We start from the raw sequence: 18,582 nt of genomic DNA, 5'->3' as shown, positions 1-18,582 counted from the left end.
GTGTCCGTCCCTCCTCGTGCTCTTCGCCGTGCTCAGGCGACCGCTGCGGCCGCCGACGTGCGCTCCCGGTAGACGGCGAACCGGTCGGCGATCTCCTGCGCCCGGTCCTCCGCCTCCGACAGCTTCATCTCCTGGCAGTCGTACCCGAGTTCCTCGGTCATGATCGCCATCGCGGAGGGTTCGAAGACCACGGTGCCGTCGTCACGGATCTCGCTGATGCCGTCCTGCACCTGACCGGAGAGGCTGATCGCGTCGGCCCGCTCCCTCGTCATCCCGTCGGGCAGCACGATCTCGTACGAGCCGTCCGCGCCGATCGCCACCGGGTGACCGCCCACCACGCCGCCCGCACCGGGCGCGTGGACCAGGGCCGCCCGGCCGTCCGCCAGCGGTTCGAGCACGCTGAGCGCCGACGCGGCCGTCATCACCTGGCCGGGCATGCCGCCGGTGCGCCGGTAGCGTTCGGGCAGCCGGTTGAGGAGCGCCGGCACGTCGAGTTCGGCGGTGATGTCCCGGCCGTCCACCCGGATGCCCAGGCCCATCTCCGCCGGGCCGCTGTTGCCGGTGCGGGACAGGCGGTGCGAGACGTAGTGGTGGGCGACGAGCCGCACCTCCACGTCGCCGACCGGGCGGCCGAGCTCGTCGGCGACGGCCGCGGTGATCCCGGGCACGTTGTTGGCGACGTTGCCGATGCCGAGGTCCGGGGAGAGCCCGACCGCGGAGAGCGCCGGGTGCACGGCGTCCGGGTAGGCGGCGTTCACGACGACCGGGTCCACCCCGGACAGCCGGACCGCCTCCATCGCCTTCATCGCCGGCACCAGGTGCATCGGCAGCCACGGGCCGTAGTTGGCGGCGTACAGGCGCTGGAACGCCGACTGCTCCAGGGTCGAGATGACCCACCACGACTGGTAGCTCGCCGCGAGGAAGAGGACGTCCGGCCGGAACTCGGCGATCGTCTCGGCCGTGCGCGCCACGTCGCGCAGATCGGTCAGCGCATGGCTCACCCGGGGCTGGTAGCCGCGCTGGATCGCGCAGAACCGGGCCAGGTTGGTGGCGCGGAGCACCGCCTCCCCGTCCCGGCCGACCAGCCGCAGCTCGCGTGCCGGGTCGCTCTGCGCCAGCGCGTGGAAGGCCTGGCGGCCGATGTCGCCGGCGCCCAGGACCATCACCTTGCGCGCGGAGTTCGCAGGGGTGTTCATCGGATCCCTCCAGAGGTCAGGGCGGCGGAAGCGGCGAAGATGTGCGCCGCGGTGGGTACGGCGCGCCGGGCGACCGTGGCCGCCACCAGGCCGGGCAGGTCCCGCATCGAGCGGAACACCTCCGCGCCCGCCCGGTGCGCCCCGAGCGCCGGGTCCGCGGTGTACTGCAGGACCCGCATCCCGGCGTCGAGCCCGGCGTCCACACCGACCGGGCTGTCCTCGATCACCAGGCAGTCCTCGACGGCGCCGCCGCAGCGCTCGGCCGCCCAGAGGAACAGCTTCGGGTCCGGCTTCCAGGCGTCCACGTCGTACGCGGAGAACAGCCGCCCGCCGAAGTGGTGCAGGATGCCCGCCTTGGCGAGCCGGCGCTCGATGAGGTCGAGCGGGCTGTTGGACGCCACGCACATGCCGGCCACGCCCGGCAGCGCGCTCAGCCGTGCCAGGGCGTACGCCACGCCGTCGATGGGTTCGAGGCGGTCGCCGATGAGCTCCTCGCACTTCGCCCGCGCGATCGGCATGGCGTCCGCGGGCGGCGGCGTGCCCGTCAGCTCCGCCATCAGGTCGAGGCACTCCTGCATCTTCTTGCCGGAGAACAGCTCGTCCCTCCGCTCCTTGTCGAGCGTCAGCCCCATCAGCTCGCCGACGTACGCCAGCCCGCCGTTCTCGGCGTCCTGGGTGTCCACGAGGACCCCGTCCAGGTCGAAGACCAGCAGCAGGCCGCCCCGGGAGGCGTTCACCGGCTCGTGCGGCTCACTCATATGCGTACTCGATCCACTCGACGCTCTCGATCGCGGCCACGGTCGCGGCCAGTTCCTCGTGGGTGGCGGCGGAGCCGATGACCGCCGCCGTGTTGCCGCGCGCTCCGATCCGCCAGTCCACCGAGGCACCGGGCTCGATGAGCACGGCCACCCGGTCGACGTTCGGCAGCCGGCGCAGCGCGGTGACGTTGCGGATGCCCCGCACGCTGCGCGCGCCGGCGGGCGGCACGATCAGGTAGTGGAAGGCGATCGGCCCGTCCTTCTTGATGTCCGGCGTCTCGTACGGCAGACCGAGCGCGGCCGCCACCGCCACGTACGCCGGGTCGGAGGTGCCGGAGCGGACCGCGAGGTCGTCCACCCAGGCGCCGAGCCGGCCGTTGACCTCGATGACCCGCGGGCCGTCGGCGGTCAGCTTGATCTCGACGTCGGCCACGCCGTGGATGTTCAGGGCGCGCACGGCCCGGCAGGCGAGGTCGCGCACCGCCTGCTCGTCCGCCTCGGACACGACGGAGAAGCCGCCGTAGCCGCCGCGCTCGCGGAACGGCTCGGCCAGCGCGAACTTGCTGGTGACGAAGACCGGGCGGACGTCGTCGCCGTCGGCCACGCAGTCCACCGCGATGTAGTCGCCCCACGGGGCCGGGGTGGGCCGGCCGACCAGCAGCTCCTCGATCATCACCGCCGTCTCGACGGGACCGCCGCCGGCGGCGTCGAAGCACGCTGCGATGGCCGCCCGGCACTCCTCCTCCGTTGTCACGGCCTGCGTGTTGCGGCTGGAGGCGCCGACCACCGGCTTGATGATGGCGGGCAGTCCCACGTACGCCAGGGCCTCGTCGGTCTGCTCGGGCGACGTGACGGTGCGGAAACGCACCGCGTCCACGCCTGCCTCCGCGAAGCGCTCGCGCTGGAGGTCCTTGTGGGTGATCGCGGCCACGTCGGCGGGGGAGTGGTAGCGCAGCCCGAGCGCGGCGGCCAGCCGGACCGTGCCGGCGATCTGGAACTCGCTGAAGGTGATGATGCCCGTGGGACCGAGGGCCTTGAGGGCCGCGACGGTCTCCTCCTCGGTCCGGCCGGCCGTGTCGACGACGGTGCCGACGGTCTCCAGGGTCGGGATCATCTCCCGGGCGTGCTCGGTGTCGGCGGTGACGAACACCAGGGCGCAGCCCGCCTGCCGCGCGGCCTCGGCCAGCCGGGTCGGGGCCAGGCTGCCGGTGTCGTAGACCACCAGCAGAACCGGTCGGTCACTCATGTCTGTCGTCCACATCTGTGTAGGGGGAAGGAAGGCAGGGGAGGGCGGGCGGGCTCAGGCGGCCGGCCAGTCGCCGCCGCGGCGCACGGCCATCACGGCCTGCGCGAGGGACTCCACGGTCGTGCGGGTGAAGAGCACCCGCACCGGGATCTCCAGGCCGAACTCCTCCTGGAGCTTCAGGGCGACCCGGGTGGCGACCAGAGAGTCGCCGCCGAGCTCGAAGAAGTCGTCGTGCGCGCCGACCTCGTCCGCCCACAGCGCCTCGGCCCAGGCCCGGGCCACCGCGCGCTCGGCCGCGTTGCGCGGCGCCACGAACTCCGCCTCCAGGGCCGACCGGTCGCCGTCCGGGGCGGGCAGCGCCGTGCGGTCGGTCTTGCCGCTGCCGGTCAGCGGCAGCGCGTCGAGGAAGACGAACACGGCGGGCACCATGTAGCCGGGCAGGGTGCGCCCGCACCACTCGCGCAGCGCCGTCACACCGGGCGCCCGCCCGGCGGCCGGCACACAGTACGCGACGAGCGCCCGCTCGCCCGGCACGGCGTCGTCCCGCACCGTCACCACGGCCGCGGTGACGTCCTCGTGCGCCAGCAACGCCGCCTCGATCTCGCCGAGTTCGATGCGGAAGCCGCGGACCTTCACCTGGTGGTCGAGCCGGCCGAGGAAGTCGAGGCTGCCGTCGGGCAGCCAGCGCACCAGGTCACCGGTGCGGTAGACGCCGTCGGCGAAGCGCTCCGCCGTCAGGTCCGGGCGGCCGAGGTAGCCGCGGGCCACGCCGGCGCCGCCGACGAGGAGTTCGCCCGGCACACCGGCCGGGACGGGCCGGCCGTGCTCGTCGACGACCGAGAGCTCGGTGTTCGGGGACGGCCGGCCGATCGGGACCGGTCCCGCCGCCTCGGTGATCTCGGCGAGCGTGGCGTACACGGTGGTCTCCGTCGGACCGTACCCGTTGACCACCCGGCGGCCCGCGCGCAGCATCCGTGCCGCCAGCTCGGCGGGCAGCGCCTCACCGGCGGTGAACACCGTCAGCTCGCGCCGGGTGTCGCCGAGGGCGTCGAGCAGCGGCCGCCAGGCGGACGGGGTGGCCTGGGCCAGCGTCACCGCGTGCCCGTCGATCAGCTCGGCGAGTGCACGGGGGGTGTGCACCTGCTCGCGGGTGGCGCCGATGATCCGGCCGCCGGTGATCAGCGGCAGGAACACCTCGACGCCCGCGATGTCGAAGGTGGCGGAGGTGGTGAAGAGCACCCGCTCGCTCTGCGGCGCCGGGAAGGTGTCCCGCATGCCGTACAGCAGGTTGACCAGCGAACCGACCGTGACGGCCACGCCCTTGGGGGTGCCGGTGGAGCCCGAGGTGTAGAGGACGTACGCGAGATCGTCCGGGCCCGCGCCGGTGAGCGGGGCCCCGCCGGGCTCCTGCCCGTCGATCGCCGCCCGGTCCGTGTCCACCGCGACCAGGACCCGGCCCTCGCCGGCCAGGCGGCCGCGCAGCGACTCCTGGGTGACGACCACCGGCGCCGCCGTGTCCGCGAGCACGAACGCCAGGCGCTCCACCGGGTGTTCGGGGTCGAGCGGCACGTACGCCCCGCCCGCCTTCAGCACGGCGAGCAGTGCCACGACCAGCTCCGTACCGCGCTCAAGGCAGACGGCGACCGGCACGTCCCGGTCCACGCCGAGGCCCCGCAGATGCCGGGCGAGGCGCCCGGCCCTGGCGTCGAGCTCCCGGTACGTGACCTCCTCCGCGCCGAAGACGACGGCGACCGCGTCCGGGGTCCGGGCCGCCTGCACGGAGAACAGGCCCGCGACGGTGCCGCCCTTCGGATAGGCCGCGCGGTTGCGGCCCCAGGCGCGCAGGGTCTCGAGCTCCTCCGCCGGGACGATGTCCAGCTCGGCGAGGGCGGCGCGCGGCCGGTCGCCGACGGCGGCGAGCAGGGTCAGCAGACTGCCCGCGAACCGCTCGGCCGTCGCGTGGTCGAGGACCGCGGTCCGGTAGTGGAGGTGGAGCGAGAGACCCGACTCGGCGCCGTCGGTGTCCTCGGCCCAGGAGAGCGCCAGGTCGGGCGGGAAGAGGCCGGCCGGGGCCACGTAACCGCCGTGGGCCTCGCCGAACACCGCCTGCACCAGCGGGTGGTGGCCGCTCGTGTGCTCCGGGCCGGCGCCGAGCGCCGCCGCGAGCTCCGTGAACGGCGTCCCGGCGTGCGCCCGGGCCTCCCGGACGGCGGCGGCGACGCGCGCGGCCGACTCGGCGAAGGTCTCGCCCCCGGGGCCGGGACGGACCACGACCAGGTTTCCGTCGACCGGCAGCCCGACCGCCACGTCCCGCTTCCGGGCCCACCGGCCGAGCACCGTGCCGTACGCGGCCAGCAGCGCGTCCGGCAGCCCGACGCCGAGCTCGGCCGCGGCCTTGCGCAGCGCGTCCACGGTCTTGGCCGGGACGGCGACCGGGTGCCCGGCCATCGGCGGGCCCGTTTCGGGCGCCGCGGGTCGCGGCCGGTCGAGCGGCAGGTCCAGCGGCTCCAGGCCGTCGAGCGCGGCCCGCCAGAAAGCCGTGTCGGCGGCTCCGCCCGTCTCGTCCAGCACCTGCGTCATGACCCCTCCCGGGTCCCGAGGATCCGCGCCAGTGCGATGCGGTCCGTCTTTCCGTTGTCGTTCAGCGGCAGCCCGTCGAGCAGCCGGATCCGCGCCGGCACCATGTGCAGCGGCATCTGGTCACGCAGCCAGGCGTCGAACGCCGCCGGCTCCACCTCGCGCCCGGCGTAGGCGGCGGCCAGCTCGGTCTCGCCGTCCTCGGCGGTCACCGCGACCACGGCCACGTCCACCACGTACGGGTGGCGCCGCAGCACCGCCTCCACCTCGCCGATCTCCACCCGGTGGCCGCGCAGCTTCACCTGCTGGTCGAGCCGGCCGCAGTGGATCAGCACGCCGTCCTCGCGGCGGATCCGGTCACCGGTGCGGTACCAGTGGCGGTCGGTGAGCGGCCCGGAGCCGTCGTAGACGACGGCGGGGCCCTCGCCCTCCTCGTACGAGAGGAAGCGGCCCGCGTTCTCCCGCGGGTCCAGGTAGCCGTCGAAGCGCTGCGGTCCGCGCACGCACAACTCGCCCTGATCGGCGGGGAGTCCGTCCTCGTCGAGGAGCACGCCCTCCATGTGCGGGTAGATCACACCGATCGGCACCGTGCCGCCCGCGTACTCCGGCCAGTCCGAACTCGGGCCGGTGAGCAGGTGGTTGGTGCAGCACAGGGCCAGCTCGGTGGGCCCGTACACGTTGTGGATCTCGGTGTGCGGTGCCACCTCGCGCCACAGCTCGACATGCTGCCGGGTGACCGGCTCGGCGCCGAAGATGCTGTGCCGCAGGGTGACCGCGCGGCCCAGCGGCATGTTGCCGAGCCGCTGCGCCTCGCGGATCACCGACGGCACCGAGAACCAGTGGGTGAGCTCGCGCTCCACGATGAACTCGACCGGCCGGTACAGCTCCGCGGCCGTCGGCACGACCAGCGTGCCGCCGCCGCCCCAGGTGGCGAACAGGTCGAAGGCGTGCGCGTCGAAGGTCAGCCCGAAGACCCCGGAGAGCCGGGAGCCCGGCTGGATCCCGAAGCGCGGGATGTTGTGGTTGAGGAACGGCGAGAAGTGCCGCTGCAGGATCGGCACGCCCTTCGGCTGGCCGGTCGAGCCCGAGGTGAACAGGATGTACGCCTCGGCGTCCAGATCGTCCGGCACCGGCGGCAGGCCGTCACCGAGCGGCGCCGTCGCGGCCCGCTCGGCGTCGTCGAGCTCCAGGACCGTCGGCCGGTACCGCTCGGGCAGCGCCTGGAAGAGCCCCGCCGAACGGGAGTCGACCAGCGCGGCCTCGACGCCGGCCCGCTGGGCCACGTCCAGGTTGCGCTGCTGCGGGTGGTCCGGGTTGAGCGGCAGCACGCCCGCGCCGAGCCGCTGGATCGCCAGATAACCGGCGTACGCGGCGACGGACCGCGAGGCGACGAGCGCCACCCGGCGCGGCACGCCGCCGTGCTTGCGTACGATCCGCTCGGCCAGCGTCAGGGCCAGCGCGCGCAGTTCGGCGTACGTGAGGACCTCGGCGCCGATCTCCAGGGCCGGCCGGTCGGGCAGCCGCAGCGCCGAGTTCTCGAACCGCTGGTAGAAGGTGAGCTGCTGCGCTGGGTCGCCCGGGTCGAGGGTGGTGGGTTCGGTGGTGGTCATCGGTTCCTCGATATCCATGTGCGCTCCAGGTTCTCGACCAGGTCGGGGCTGTGGAGGCGCCGGCACTGCTCGATGGCGTAGGCCGCCATGTAGCGGCGCAGTTCGTCCTCGGACTCCTCGTGGGCGTGCATCACCCGGCGGTTGTTGATCACGGCCGGGGCGGCGAGCGTCGCGGCCGCCGCCGCGATCGCCTCGTCCATCCGCTCGCCGGGCACGACGTCGTCGCACAGCAGCAGGCCCTCGGGGGAGGCCGCCTCGATCCGCCGGTCCGCGATGATCATCTGGCGGGCGAGCCGGTTGCCGCCGACCCGCGGCAGTCGCAGGTTGGCGACGCCCGGGATGATGCCCTCGCGCAGCGCGGGCAGCGTCAGATACGCCTCCTCGGTGGCGACCACCCGGTCGAAGACCAGCAGGATCTGCGCGCCGCCGCCGATCGCGAACGTGTCCACGGCGGCCACCCACGGCTTCTCCACCGGCTCCGGCCACCAGTCGCGGCCGTCGTCCGGCACGCTCAGACCGCGCAGGATCTTGTGGATGTAGCCGAGCTCCCGCGTCAGGAAGAAGTCGATCAGCGAGATCCGGCCCTCGTACAGGCGCGTGAGGTTGATGCCGGCGCTGAACACCCGGCGGCCGGCGTAGCGCGGGTGCGTCATCGGCGCGCCGCGCAGCACGCCGACCCGCACCGAGTCGTCGAGCAGCACCAGGTCCACGGCCGCCTCCAGGGCCGCGACCAGCAGGTCGTCCTCGGCGTTGAGGAAGGCCGTGTTGGTCACGGTCACCTCGCCGACGTCACCGCGCCGCTCCACCGTGACCACGCCGAAGTCGGCGCGGCCCGTGGCCCGGAAGCCGCTGAGGGCCGCCAGCGCCCGCTCGGTCGGCCGGCGCATCGCGTCGAGCAGGTGCCGCCCCGACAGCTCCGACGCCAGCAGACCGTGGAACAGGATCCCGTGATCGATCTCCAGGCCCAGCTTCTCGCGCTGCGAACGCCGCCGCTCCGCCTCCAGCTCCGCCTTCGTCGGAACCAGCCCGGGCACCAGCTGCGCCGCCGCCGTCGCCAGGTCGTCGAGCCGGTGGTACGCCCGCCGCCCGTCGGTCAGCTCCTCGTACAGCCGGTCCGCGTGCCGCTCCATGAACCGCCGGCGCGCGAGACGCGCCGCCGTGCGCAGCGGCCCGTGCACCGGCTCGCCGGCCGACCGCTCCGCCAGGTCGGCCAGGAAGCGGGTCAGCGTCGTGGAGTCGGCTTCGAAGTCCCCGGTGAGCCCGGGTGCCGGCGTCGCCGTCATCATGATCCCCCTTGAATACGTGTCGTGCGTGTCGTACGGGCCCGGGCGCGCCCGGCGCGGGCCTTCAGCGCCTGCTGCCGGGCCTGGCCGCGGTCCGAACCGGCCCCGGTCCCGGCCCTGTTGTCGTCGCCCTCGCCGAAGTAGGCGGCCATCGCCCGGATCGTGGAGTGCCGGAACAGGTCGATCACGTCGACCTCGCGGCCGAGCGCCGTCCGCAGCCGGTCCCGCAGCCGGACCAGGAGCAGCGAGTTCCCGCCCACGTCGAAGAACCCGCTCTCCGCGCCGACGGCCCGCCCGAGCACCTGCTCCCAGGCGTCCGCCACCAGCCGCTCCACCTCGCTCACCGGCCGCTCCGCCGCCTCGGCCGCGGCCCGCGCCGCCCGCCGCTCGGCCGCCTCGGCGACCGCCTTGAGCAGCGCGGTCCGGTCGGCGCGGCCGCCGGGCAGCAGCGGCAGCCGGTCCAGCACCTCGAGGCGGTGCGGGAGGAGGTAGCCGGGCAGGATCCCGCCGAGGTGCGCGCGCAGGGCGTCGGCGGTGAGCCCGGCGCCGGGCCGTGCGGTGACGGCGGCGACGAGGACCGGTCCGCCGCCGGCGGCCGCGTCGCCCGCGACCACCTCGGCCCGGGCCACGCCCGGGTGCGTGAGCAGCGCCGCCTGGACGTCCACCGCCGCCACCCGGACGCCGGAGACGACGGCCCGGTCGACGGCCCGCCCCGCGAACTCGAGGCGCCCGTCGGGCGTCCACCGCGCCAGGTCGCCCGTGGCGAACAGCCGCCCGCCCGGCTCGCTGCCGTACGGGTCGGGCCGGAACCGCTCGGCGGTCAGCCCCGGCTGCCCGAGATAACCGCGCGCGACGGCGGCGCCGCCGACGTGCAACTCGCCGACGACACCGGGCGGGACGAGGTGACCGGTGCGGTCGAGGACGTACACGGTGGCGTCGGCGGGGACGCCGAGCGCGAGCGGGGCGATCGCGTCGGGCGCCGCAGGGGTTGTCGGCGCCGCCGTCCGGTCTGCCTCGGGCGCCGCAGGGCCTGCCGGTGCCGGCGGCCTTTCCGCGTCGGTCACCACGGGCCCGGCCAGCGCGGGCCCGCCCGTCTCGGCCGCCGCGTACAGCTGGTGCGCGCCGGCAGCCCGGATCCGCCCGGGGACCAGCGGCTCGCCCGCCGCGAGGACGTACGGGGTGGCGACCCCGGCCCCGGTGGGCGAGGCCAGCACCGACGGCGCCGCGTAGACCGTGCCGGCCGCGTCCCCGACGGGCACGACCACCCGGCCGCCCCGCACCAGCGGCGCGAACAGCTCGAACACCGCGCCGGCCGCGTCCGGCGCGCCCACGGGTACGACGGCGTCGAGCGCCTCGGCGGGCAGTTCGCGCGCCGCCCACCGCAGCCGGGAGGCCAGCTGCCGGTGTTCGAGGACCACGGGCAGCGGCTCCCCGGTGGCGCCGGAGGTGCGCAGCACGACGGCGGCGTTCCGGGGCCGGGCGGCCGTGACGACCGCGGTGGCCGGCGCGCTGTGCGCGGGGCCGGGGTTGTCGACGTCCACCTCGACCACCCGCACCTGCGTGTGGTCGAAGAACGGCATCGCCACGGGGTCCGCCAGGACCACCTCCAGTTCCGCGTCGGCCACCGCGAGGCGCATCAGGAAGGCGGGGAGGTCCGAGGCCAGGGGGACGCAGGCGCCGCCCGCCTTCCAGACGGCGAGTTCGGCGGCGACGAGGGTGAAGGAGGGTGGGGCGCAGACGCCGACGCGGGTCTCCGGGCCGACGCCCAGGTCGCGCAGGCGCGTGGCCAGGTCGTCGGACACGGAGTCCAGTTCGCGGTAGGTCCAGGTGCGCGGCCCGGCGGCCACGGCGACCGCGTCCGGGGTGCGCGCCGCCTGGGCGGCGAAGAGGGTGTGGACGCACTCCTCCGGCAGGGAGGCCCCGGCCGCCGGGTTCCACTCCGACAGGAGGAGGTGACGCTGGGCCTCGTCGGGGCGGAGCAGGGACGAGACCCGCTGGGCCGGGTCCGTGCCGACGCGTTCGAGGACGGTCCGCAGCCGGGCGAGGAGCAGCTCGGCGGTGGCGGCGTCGAAGAGGTCGGCGCGGTAGTCGGCCAGCGCGTGCAGGCCGCCGTCGGGCGTCTCCAGGGTGTCGATCGCCAGGTCGGCCTTGGTCGTGGGGAGCCGCAGCTCGCCCGCGCGGAAGACCGCGCCGCCCGCCCGGTGCGCGGGTGCGGCCGGCTGGTGGGTGTACATGACCTGGTAGAGCGGGTGGTGGCTGGGGTCGCGGGGGACGTCCAGGGCGTCGATGACCTCGTCGACGGGAAGGTCGGGGTGGTCGAGGGCGTCGAGCAGGTCGCCGCGGACCCGGCCGAGGAGGCCGGTGAACTCCGGGTCGTCGGAGAGGTCCGCCCGCAGGACGACCGGGCGGGTCAGGTAGCCGACGACGCCGGCGGACTCGACGGTGTCGCGGCCCGACACGGCCATGCCGGTGAGGACGTCGGTGGTGCCGTACGCGGAGAGCACGACGTCCACGGCGGCCTTGAGCACCATGTACAGCGTGCACCGCTTCTTGCGCGCCAGTGCGCGCAGCGGTTCCACCACGTCGGCCGGTATGTGCGCGGTGCGCCGGTCCCCGCCGTGCCCGGCGGCCGGGCCGCGCGGGGCCCGTACCGGCAGCTCCGTGACCTGGGGCGCCCCGGCGAGGCGGGCGGTCCAGTAGCGGAGGTTCTCGGCGCGGTCCTGCTCGTCGCGCTCGGTGCGGGCGGCGAGGAAGTCCCCGTACGCCACGGCGGGCTCCGGCAGCGGCACCGGCCGGCCCTCGGCGAACGCCCCGTACAGCTCGGTCAGTTCGGTGACGAACAGGGTGAGCGAGGCGCCGTCGAAGACGATGTGGTGGACGCCCACGAGCAGCCGGTGCGCGGCGGCGCCGGAGCCGGTGAGCCGGAGCAGCCGCAACCGGAGCAGCGGACCGCCGTCGACGTCGAAGGGCTCCGCCGCGAACTCCTCGGCGAGCCGGGCGGCTTCGGCCTCGTCGACGGGCTCGGCGGCCGGCAGGGCCGGGGCCCCGGACGCGGCGTCGAGGACCGACTGTACGGGCTCGCCGTCCGCGCCCCGCACGATCCGGACGCGCAACGCGGGGTGGCGGCGCACCAGTTCGGCGAGGGCGCGGCCCAGCGCGTCCTCGTCCAGCGGGCCTTCGACGTCGACGGCGAAGGGCACGCTGAAGAAGGGGTCGTCCGGGCGCAGCTGCGCCAGGGTCCAGAGCCGGCTCTGGGCGCGGGTGAGGGGGAGGCGCAGCTCCTCCGTGGGGGCGGTCACGAGACGACCTCCGATCCGGCGGCCGTGCGGGCCCGGCCGAGCGGGGAGACGGCGAGGAGCAGGGCGACGGGCAGCAGCACGGCGCCGGTGAGGACGATCGACCGGGAGATGCCGGCCAGGTCGGCGACGACGCCGCCGAGCACCACGCCGATGATCATGAAGTTGACCATGAGCGCGTTGAGCAGGCCGACGCCCCGGCCGCGCAGCTCCTCGGGCAGGTCGCTGAGCAGGGTGTTGGCCACGGGCACCTGGAAGAGGCCCGAGCCGAGCCCGGCGACCAGACACCAGACCAGCACGACCGACACGCCCAGCGCGTCGCGCAGCCGCCCCGTGGGGGCGAGCAGCAGCAGCGACACGGCGAACAGCGCGATCGACCAGATCAGCAGCTTCCGGTCGCCGGCCCGGCGCACCAGCGGCGGCCCGACGAGCGCTCCGACGACCGAGCCGGCGCCGAACGCCGCCTGCGCGAGGCCGTAGTCGAACGCGCCGAGCCGGAAGCCGGAGAGCAGCTGGGTGTTGAGGTTGGTGGTGAACAGGCCCAGCGCCAGCATCACCGGCACGAGCACGACGGCGAGGAAGCGCAGTGACGGCACGGCCATCACCCCGCCGAGCCCGACGCGCAGCGACTGCCAGTACGACTCGCGCCTGACGCCCGCCGCGGCCGGCACCGGCACCTCCTTCAGCACGGCCATGCTGCCGAGCAGCAGCGCCGAGACCACGAAGGTCGCCGCGTCGATGACGAAGACCGCCGGAACGCTGCCGAGGGCGAGCAGCACACCGCCCATGGCGGGGCCGACCAGGTTCAGGGTGTGGTTGGTCGACTGGAAGAGCGCCACGGCCGTGGGGATGCTGTGGCCGCGCACGATCAGCGGGACCGCGCTGATCCGCGCGGTCTCGAAGAACGCCTTGCCGATGCCGCTCAGCAGGATCAGCGCCAGCAGCGGCAGCGGCGAGTCCCGTACGACGATCATCAGCAGCGCCAGGACGGCCCGGACCAGGTCCGAGCCGACCATCAGGACCCGGGCCGGCACCCGGTCGGCCAGAGGGCCGACGAAGGCGCCGAGCACACCGGACGGCAGCAGCTGGGCGATGACGACGAGGGAGACGTACAGGACCGGGTTCGACGTCCCGGTGGCCACCACGTAGATCAGGGTGATCTTGGTGATGGCGTCACCGAGGAAGGACGCCACGACCGCCAGCCAGTAGCGGATGTACGTGCGGTCCCTGAGCAGCTCAAGCATCCGTGCCACCGTCCGTTTCCGACTCGCCGCGCAGCACCTCGTTGAGGACGTCCGCGAGCCCCTCGACGTACGGGTGGCGCATCATCGTGTAGTGGTTGCCGGCCACCGTGCGGACGTCGATGTCCCGGCCCGTCAGCTCCCGCCAGGAGTCGGACGGGTCGTGCTCCTCCTCCGCCGCGCGGATCAGCGTGACCCGGCCCTTGACGGCGTCGGGGCGGAAGTTCCACAGGAGGCGCAGGTTGGCCACCCACAGGTCGAGCACGTCCGCGATCTGCTCGCGGCCGGCGTCCGGCGGCAGGTAGTCCGAGGCCCGGGCCAGCCCGAGCAGATAGTCGAGGTGCTCGTCGGGGGTCATCCCGCGCAGCTCCTCGACCGGCTTCAGCCGGTCGCCGTAGTCCCACTGGAGGTTGGCGGCGACGGCCTCCACGATGTCGGCCCGGTCCGGCTCGTCGCCCTCCGGGACGACCGCCGGGGCGTGCGCGTCCATCATGATCACGGACACCTCCGCACCGGTCTTCTCCAGCTCGGCGGCGACCGCGTAGGCGTTGGAGCCGCCGTAGCACCAGCCCGCCACGGTGTACGGACCCTCGGGCTGCGTCTCGCGGATCAGCTCCGCGTAGGCCGCGGCCCGCTCGCCGAAGCTCTCGAACGGCAGCCGCCCGTCCACCGGAGGCGGCGAGGCGAGCGCGTACACCGGCCGGCCGCCCTCGACGAGGCCCGTGAACGGCATGTAGCAGACGACCTCGCTGCCCGCGGGGTGCGCGAAGAAGACGGGGGCCGCCGAGCTGCCCGACCCGGCGCCGAGCTCGATGAGATGGACGCTGTCCTCGTCCGCGTACCCCTCGCGCAGCATCCGCGCGAAGCGCTCCACGGTCGCGCCGCGGAAGATCGCCGCCATCGGCAGCCGCCGGTCGTAGCGGCGCTCGATCTCCGCCATCAGCCGCAGCACGAGCAGCGAGTGCCCGCCGAGTTCGAAGAACCCGTCGTGCAGTCCGACCGGCGAGACGCCGAGGACCTCCTCCCAGATGTGCGCGACCTCCAGCTCCAGGGCGTCGCGCGGCGGGACGTAGCTGCCGGCCGTGCGCTCGATCACCGGCGCGGGCAGCGCCCGGCGGTCGATCTTGCCGCTGGTGTTCAGCGGGAAGGAGTCCAGGCGGACGATCACCGACGGGACCATGTAGTCCGGCAGGAAGCCGCGCAGCAGCTCGCGCAGCTCCTCCTGGGACGGCGCCGCCGCGCCCTCGGCCTCGCCGTCGGCCTCCACATAGCCGACGAGCCGCTTGTCGCCGGGCCGGTCCTCACGGACCAGGGCCACCGCGCGCCGCACGCCCGGGTGCTGTTCGAGGCGGGCCTCGATCTCGCCCAGCTCGATGCGGAAGCCGCGCAGCTTCACCTGGCCGTCGTCGCGGCCCAGGAAGACCAGCGTGCCGTCCTCGCGCAGCCGGGCCTTGTCGCCGGTGGCGTACAGCCGTGCGCCCGGGCGGCCGGAGAACGGGTCGGGCACGAACCGCTCCGCCGTGAGCGCCGGCCGGCCGCGGTAGCCGCGGGCCACGCCGGTGCCGCCCAGGTACAGGTCGCCCGGCATGCCCACCGGCACCGGGGCGAGCCGCTCGTCGAGCACGTACACCTGGGTGTTGGCGAGCGGGCGGCCGATGGAGATCTGCTCGGTGCCGCTGTCGAGGCGGTGCGCGGTGGACCAGATGGTGGTCTCGGTCGGTCCGTACACGTTCCAGGTGCGGCCCGGCTCGCGGACCAGCTTCTCGGCGAGCGACGGCGGCAGCGCCTCGCCGCCCACCAGGGCGCGCAGCGAGCCGTCGTTCTCCCAGCCGGCCTCGACCAGCAGGTGCCAGGTCGCCGGGGTCGCCTGGAGGACGGTCGCGCCGGTCTCGGCGAGCACCTCGGCGAGCCTGCGCCCGTCGACGGCCTCCTCCTTGCGCACGATGTGCGTACGGGCTCCGCTGATCAGCGGCGCGTACAGCTCGAGGCCGGCGATGTCGAAGGTCACCGGGGTGACGGCGGCGAGCGTGTCACCGGGCCGCAGCCCGACCTCGCCGGCCATCGACAGGAGCAGGTTGACCAGGTTGCGGTGGGTGACCTCGACGCCCTTGGGGCGGCCCGTGGAGCCGGAGGTGTAGATGACGTACGCGAGCCGGTCCTCGGCCGTCGCGTGCGTCAGCGGCTCCGGCGAGGCGGCGGCGACGGCCGCCGCGTCGGTGTCGAGGCAGACCCGCTCGCCCGGGCAGTCCGCGAGGACGTCCAGGTGAGCGGAGCGGGTCAGCACCAGAGCGGCGCCGGCGTCGCCGGTCATGTCGGCGAGGCGGGCGGCCGGGTAGCCGGCGTCCAGCGGCAGATAGGCGCCGCCGGCCATCAGCACGCCGAGCAGTCCGGTGAGCAGGTCCACCGACCGGTCGAGGCACACCCCGACCACGGTCTCCTCGCCGACGCCGCGGCCGCGCAGGTAGGAGGCGAGCCGCCCGGCCCGCTCCACCAGTTCCGCGTACGTGAGCGACTCGTCGCCCGAGGAGACGGCCACCGCGTCCGGGGTGGCCGCGGCCTGACGCCGTACCAGGTCGTCGAGAGCCGTGCCGGGCTCCCGCTCGGCCTCGGTCCGGTTCCACTCCACGAGCATCCGGTGGGCGTCCTCGGGGCCGACGAGGGAGAGGTCCGCCACGGCCGTGCCCGGGTCGGCGACGATCTGCTCGACGAGCCGCGTGTACTGGCGGGCGAAGCGCGCCATCGTGCTGTCGTCGAACAGGTCGGTGTTGTACTCGAAGAGGCAGTGGAAGTGGTCCTCGGCGATGCCCGGGTCGTCGAACACGCCCAGCATCACGTCGTCCTTCGCCGTCTCGTTGTCGAGGGTCAGCTCCTCGACCCGCAGGCCCGCCATCGGCGCCTGCTCCTCGTAGTGGAAGTCCACGAGGATGAACGACGACTGGTACAGCGGCGTCCGGCTCGGGTCCCGGTCCAGGGCCAGCTCGTCGAGGAGCGTGCCGAACGGGATGTCGTTGTGGTCGAAGGCGCCCATCATCGTGGTGCGGGTCGCCGCGAGCAGCTCCCGCACGGTCATCCCGGGCCGCAGCGTGGAGCGCAGCGGCAGGACCGTGAGGAAGTAGCCCACCATCGGCTCGATCTCGGGCCGGCCGCGGGTCGACGAGGTGGTGCCGACGAGGATGTCGTCCTGCCCGGACAGCCGGTGCAGCAGCACCTCCCAGGCGGCGAGGAGGAGGACGAAGACCGACACGCCCTCCCGCTTCGCCAGCTCCTTCACCGCGCTGGTCAGCTCCGGGGTGAACGGGAACTGGTGGCGGGCGCCGTTCGACGTCATCACCGGCGGACGGGGCCGGTCCGTGGGCAGTTCGAGCACCGCGTCGGCGCCGGCGAGCTGCTTCTTCCAGTACGGCACGTGCCGGCGCGCGACCTCCTCGCGCAGCCACTCCGGCTGCCACAGCGCGTAGTCCGGGTAGTGGACCTCGATCTCCGGCAGCTTCGGCTCGCGGCCGGTGGCGTACGCGGAGTAGAACTCGGCGATCTCGGCGTTGAAGATGCCCATCGAGCCGCGGTCCCAGACCAGGTGGTCCACCGCGCCGACGAGCACGTGCTCCTCCTCGGCCAGTTTGATCAGCGTCACCCGCAGCAGCGGGCCGGCGACGATGTCGAAGGGCGCGCGCAGCTCGGCCGTGGCGAGCCGCTCCATCTCCGACTCGCGCTTCTCCGCCGCCACGGACCGCAGGTCCACGTGCCGGATCGGCACGTCCATGGTCGGGTGCACCACCTGCACCGGCTTGTCGCCGTCCTGCGCGAAGGTGGTGCGCATGGCCTCGTGCCGCTCCACGAAGGAGTCCACCGCCCGCTGCAGCGCGGCCACGTCGAGCTCGCCGAGCAGCCGGGACGTGAAGTGCACGGTGTAGACGGGGTCCTCGGGGTCGAACTGGTGGATGAGCCAGATGCGCTCCTGGTCCACCGTGAGCGGCACCGGGTCCGTGGTGGTGCGCCGCGTGACGGGGCCGAGGGCCGGCACGGCCGCGGCCTGCGAGGCCCGCTCGCGCATCTTGCGGTCCAGCAGGGCGCGCTGGGCCGGGGTGAGTCCGGCGAGCCGGTCTGCGAAGTCGGTCACGACTGCTGCCCTTCCGCGGACCGGTAGCGGTCCTTCAGTTCGGTGAGGTGTTCCAGGCCCTTGAGGACCACGTCCGGCTCCAGGCCGAAGTCGACGAGGCAGGCCACCTCATTCACCCCGATGTCCACCAGGTCCTCGATCAGCGACTCGCACTTGTCGGGCGTGCCGAGCAGCGCCAGGGAGTCGAAGTAGCGCTCGAAGGTGGCGTTCAGCATGGCCTCCTGCCCCTCCTCGCCCAGCTTGGAGAACTCGCTGCCGAAGCTGTCCTGCTGCGCCAGGAACGTCTTCAGATAGCCCGTCAGCGGGCCGCGGACCAGCTCCCGCGCCTCGTCCTCGTCCTGCCACAGGAAGGTGTGCACCATGGCGGTGACGATGCCGGTGTCCGGGTCGAACCCGGCCTTGGCGCGGGCCTCGCGGTACGCGGCCGTCTTCTCCTTCAGGTCCGCGGGACGCTGCGCCACGAGGCCCGTCAGCAGGTTCGCGCCGATCTCGCCGGCCCTGACGAACGTCTCCGGGCTGCCCTGCGCGGACACCCACACCGGCAGCTCCGGCTGGATCGGCCGGGGCAGCGAACGCACGCTCTGCAGCGAACCGTCGGCGCGCGCCACCTCGACGCTCTCGCCCGCCCACAGCCGGCGGATCGTGGCGATCGCCTCGAACATCTCCTCCTTGCGGTGCGGATAGCGGGCCTGCCCGTCGCCGGGCGCCAGGACGAAGTCGTCCGGGTGCCAGCCGGAGGCCGCCGAGATCGCGGCGCGTCCGCCCGACAGGTTGTCCACGACCGCCCACTCCTCGGCCGACCGCACCGGGTGGTGCAGCGGCAGCACCGTGCTGCCCGCGCGGAGCTGGATCCGCTCGGTCACCATGGCGAGGGCCGCCGCGAGTACCGACGGGTTCGGGTACAGGCCGCCGAAGTCGACGAAGTGCCGCTCCGGTACGGAGATGCCGCTGAAGCCGTTGCGGTCGGCGAACCGCGCGCTGTCGAGCAGCAGCTGGTACTTGCCCGGGCCGGCCGCCGTGCCGTCACCGGAGAAGAAGAACAGGCTGAAGTCCATCCGGCTGTCCGCGCGCCGCTCCCGGCGCGGCGCGGCGGCCTTCGCCGTCCGCTCCCTCTCCCCGCCGCCCAGCTCCTCGGGCGCCTTCTGCCTGCGCTCCCGCAGCTGCTTCTCCAGTACGGCGCGCTGGCTCGGCGAAAGCGAGGCAAGGCGCTCCTGGAGCCGCCGCGCGGTCTCCGACTCGTTCGTCTGATCCGCCATGG

Annotated in this window: 10 protein-coding genes; all 10 read right to left on the bottom strand. The window is 74.3% G+C overall.

Annotated elements, in window-relative coordinates; genetic code table 11:
* Positions 1–32 precede the first annotated feature (32 nt).
* The 10 genes from ACIRSU_RS03330 to ACIRSU_RS03285 are packed head-to-tail and all read right to left on the bottom strand — an operon-like array spanning position 33 to position 18,580.
* Entirely contained in the window at positions 33–1,196 is a 1,164-nt protein-coding gene (locus ACIRSU_RS03330) for a hypothetical protein (RefSeq protein ID WP_403788684.1), read from the bottom strand.
* Complete coding sequence (locus ACIRSU_RS03325) at positions 1,193–1,954, bottom strand: HAD family hydrolase (protein ID WP_403788682.1); 762 nt, start codon at positions 1,952–1,954, stop codon at positions 1,193–1,195. The genes ACIRSU_RS03330 and ACIRSU_RS03325 overlap by 4 nt, the downstream gene beginning before the upstream one ends.
* A complete protein-coding gene (locus ACIRSU_RS03320; protein WP_403788680.1) occupies positions 1,947–3,200 on the bottom strand; it encodes an acetyl-CoA carboxylase biotin carboxylase subunit family protein in 1,254 nt (417 codons plus the stop codon). The genes ACIRSU_RS03325 and ACIRSU_RS03320 overlap by 8 nt, the downstream gene beginning before the upstream one ends.
* Before the next feature lie 54 nt (positions 3,201–3,254).
* Positions 3,255–5,780, bottom strand: coding sequence for an amino acid adenylation domain-containing protein (locus ACIRSU_RS03315; RefSeq protein WP_403788678.1), 2,526 nt, complete (start codon positions 5,778–5,780; stop codon positions 3,255–3,257).
* The gene (locus tag ACIRSU_RS03310; RefSeq protein ID WP_403788676.1) at positions 5,777–7,405 is read right to left on the bottom strand and encodes an AMP-binding protein; all 1,629 of its coding nucleotides are present in this window, start codon (positions 7,403–7,405) and stop codon (positions 5,777–5,779) included. Before ACIRSU_RS03310 ends, ACIRSU_RS03315 begins: the two co-directional genes overlap by 4 nt.
* Positions 7,384–8,673 (bottom strand): enoyl-CoA hydratase/isomerase family protein, encoded by a 1,290-nt coding sequence (locus tag ACIRSU_RS03305; RefSeq protein ID WP_403788674.1) that lies wholly within the window; start codon positions 8,671–8,673, stop codon positions 7,384–7,386. The genes ACIRSU_RS03310 and ACIRSU_RS03305 overlap by 22 nt, the downstream gene beginning before the upstream one ends.
* Positions 8,670–11,969, bottom strand: coding sequence for a condensation domain-containing protein (locus tag ACIRSU_RS03300; RefSeq protein WP_403788672.1), 3,300 nt, complete (start codon positions 11,967–11,969; stop codon positions 8,670–8,672). The genes ACIRSU_RS03305 and ACIRSU_RS03300 overlap by 4 nt, the downstream gene beginning before the upstream one ends.
* Positions 11,966–13,210, bottom strand: coding sequence for an MFS transporter (locus ACIRSU_RS03295; RefSeq protein WP_403788670.1), 1,245 nt, complete (start codon positions 13,208–13,210; stop codon positions 11,966–11,968). Before ACIRSU_RS03295 ends, ACIRSU_RS03300 begins: the two co-directional genes overlap by 4 nt.
* Positions 13,203–17,324 (bottom strand): amino acid adenylation domain-containing protein, encoded by a 4,122-nt coding sequence (locus ACIRSU_RS03290; protein WP_403788668.1) that lies wholly within the window; start codon positions 17,322–17,324, stop codon positions 13,203–13,205. The genes ACIRSU_RS03295 and ACIRSU_RS03290 overlap by 8 nt, the downstream gene beginning before the upstream one ends.
* The gene (locus ACIRSU_RS03285; RefSeq protein ID WP_403788666.1) at positions 17,321–18,580 is read right to left on the bottom strand and encodes a MupA/Atu3671 family FMN-dependent luciferase-like monooxygenase; all 1,260 of its coding nucleotides are present in this window, start codon (positions 18,578–18,580) and stop codon (positions 17,321–17,323) included. Before ACIRSU_RS03285 ends, ACIRSU_RS03290 begins: the two co-directional genes overlap by 4 nt.
* Positions 18,581–18,582: the final 2 nt, after the last annotated feature.

The sequence above is a fragment of the Streptomyces sp. NPDC101160 genome (assembly GCF_044768205.1).
Taxonomy (GTDB): domain Bacteria; phylum Actinomycetota; class Actinomycetes; order Streptomycetales; family Streptomycetaceae; genus Streptomyces.
The sequence above is the reverse complement of the archived record's forward strand: the minus strand, read 5'-3'. Positions and strand labels throughout refer to the sequence as shown.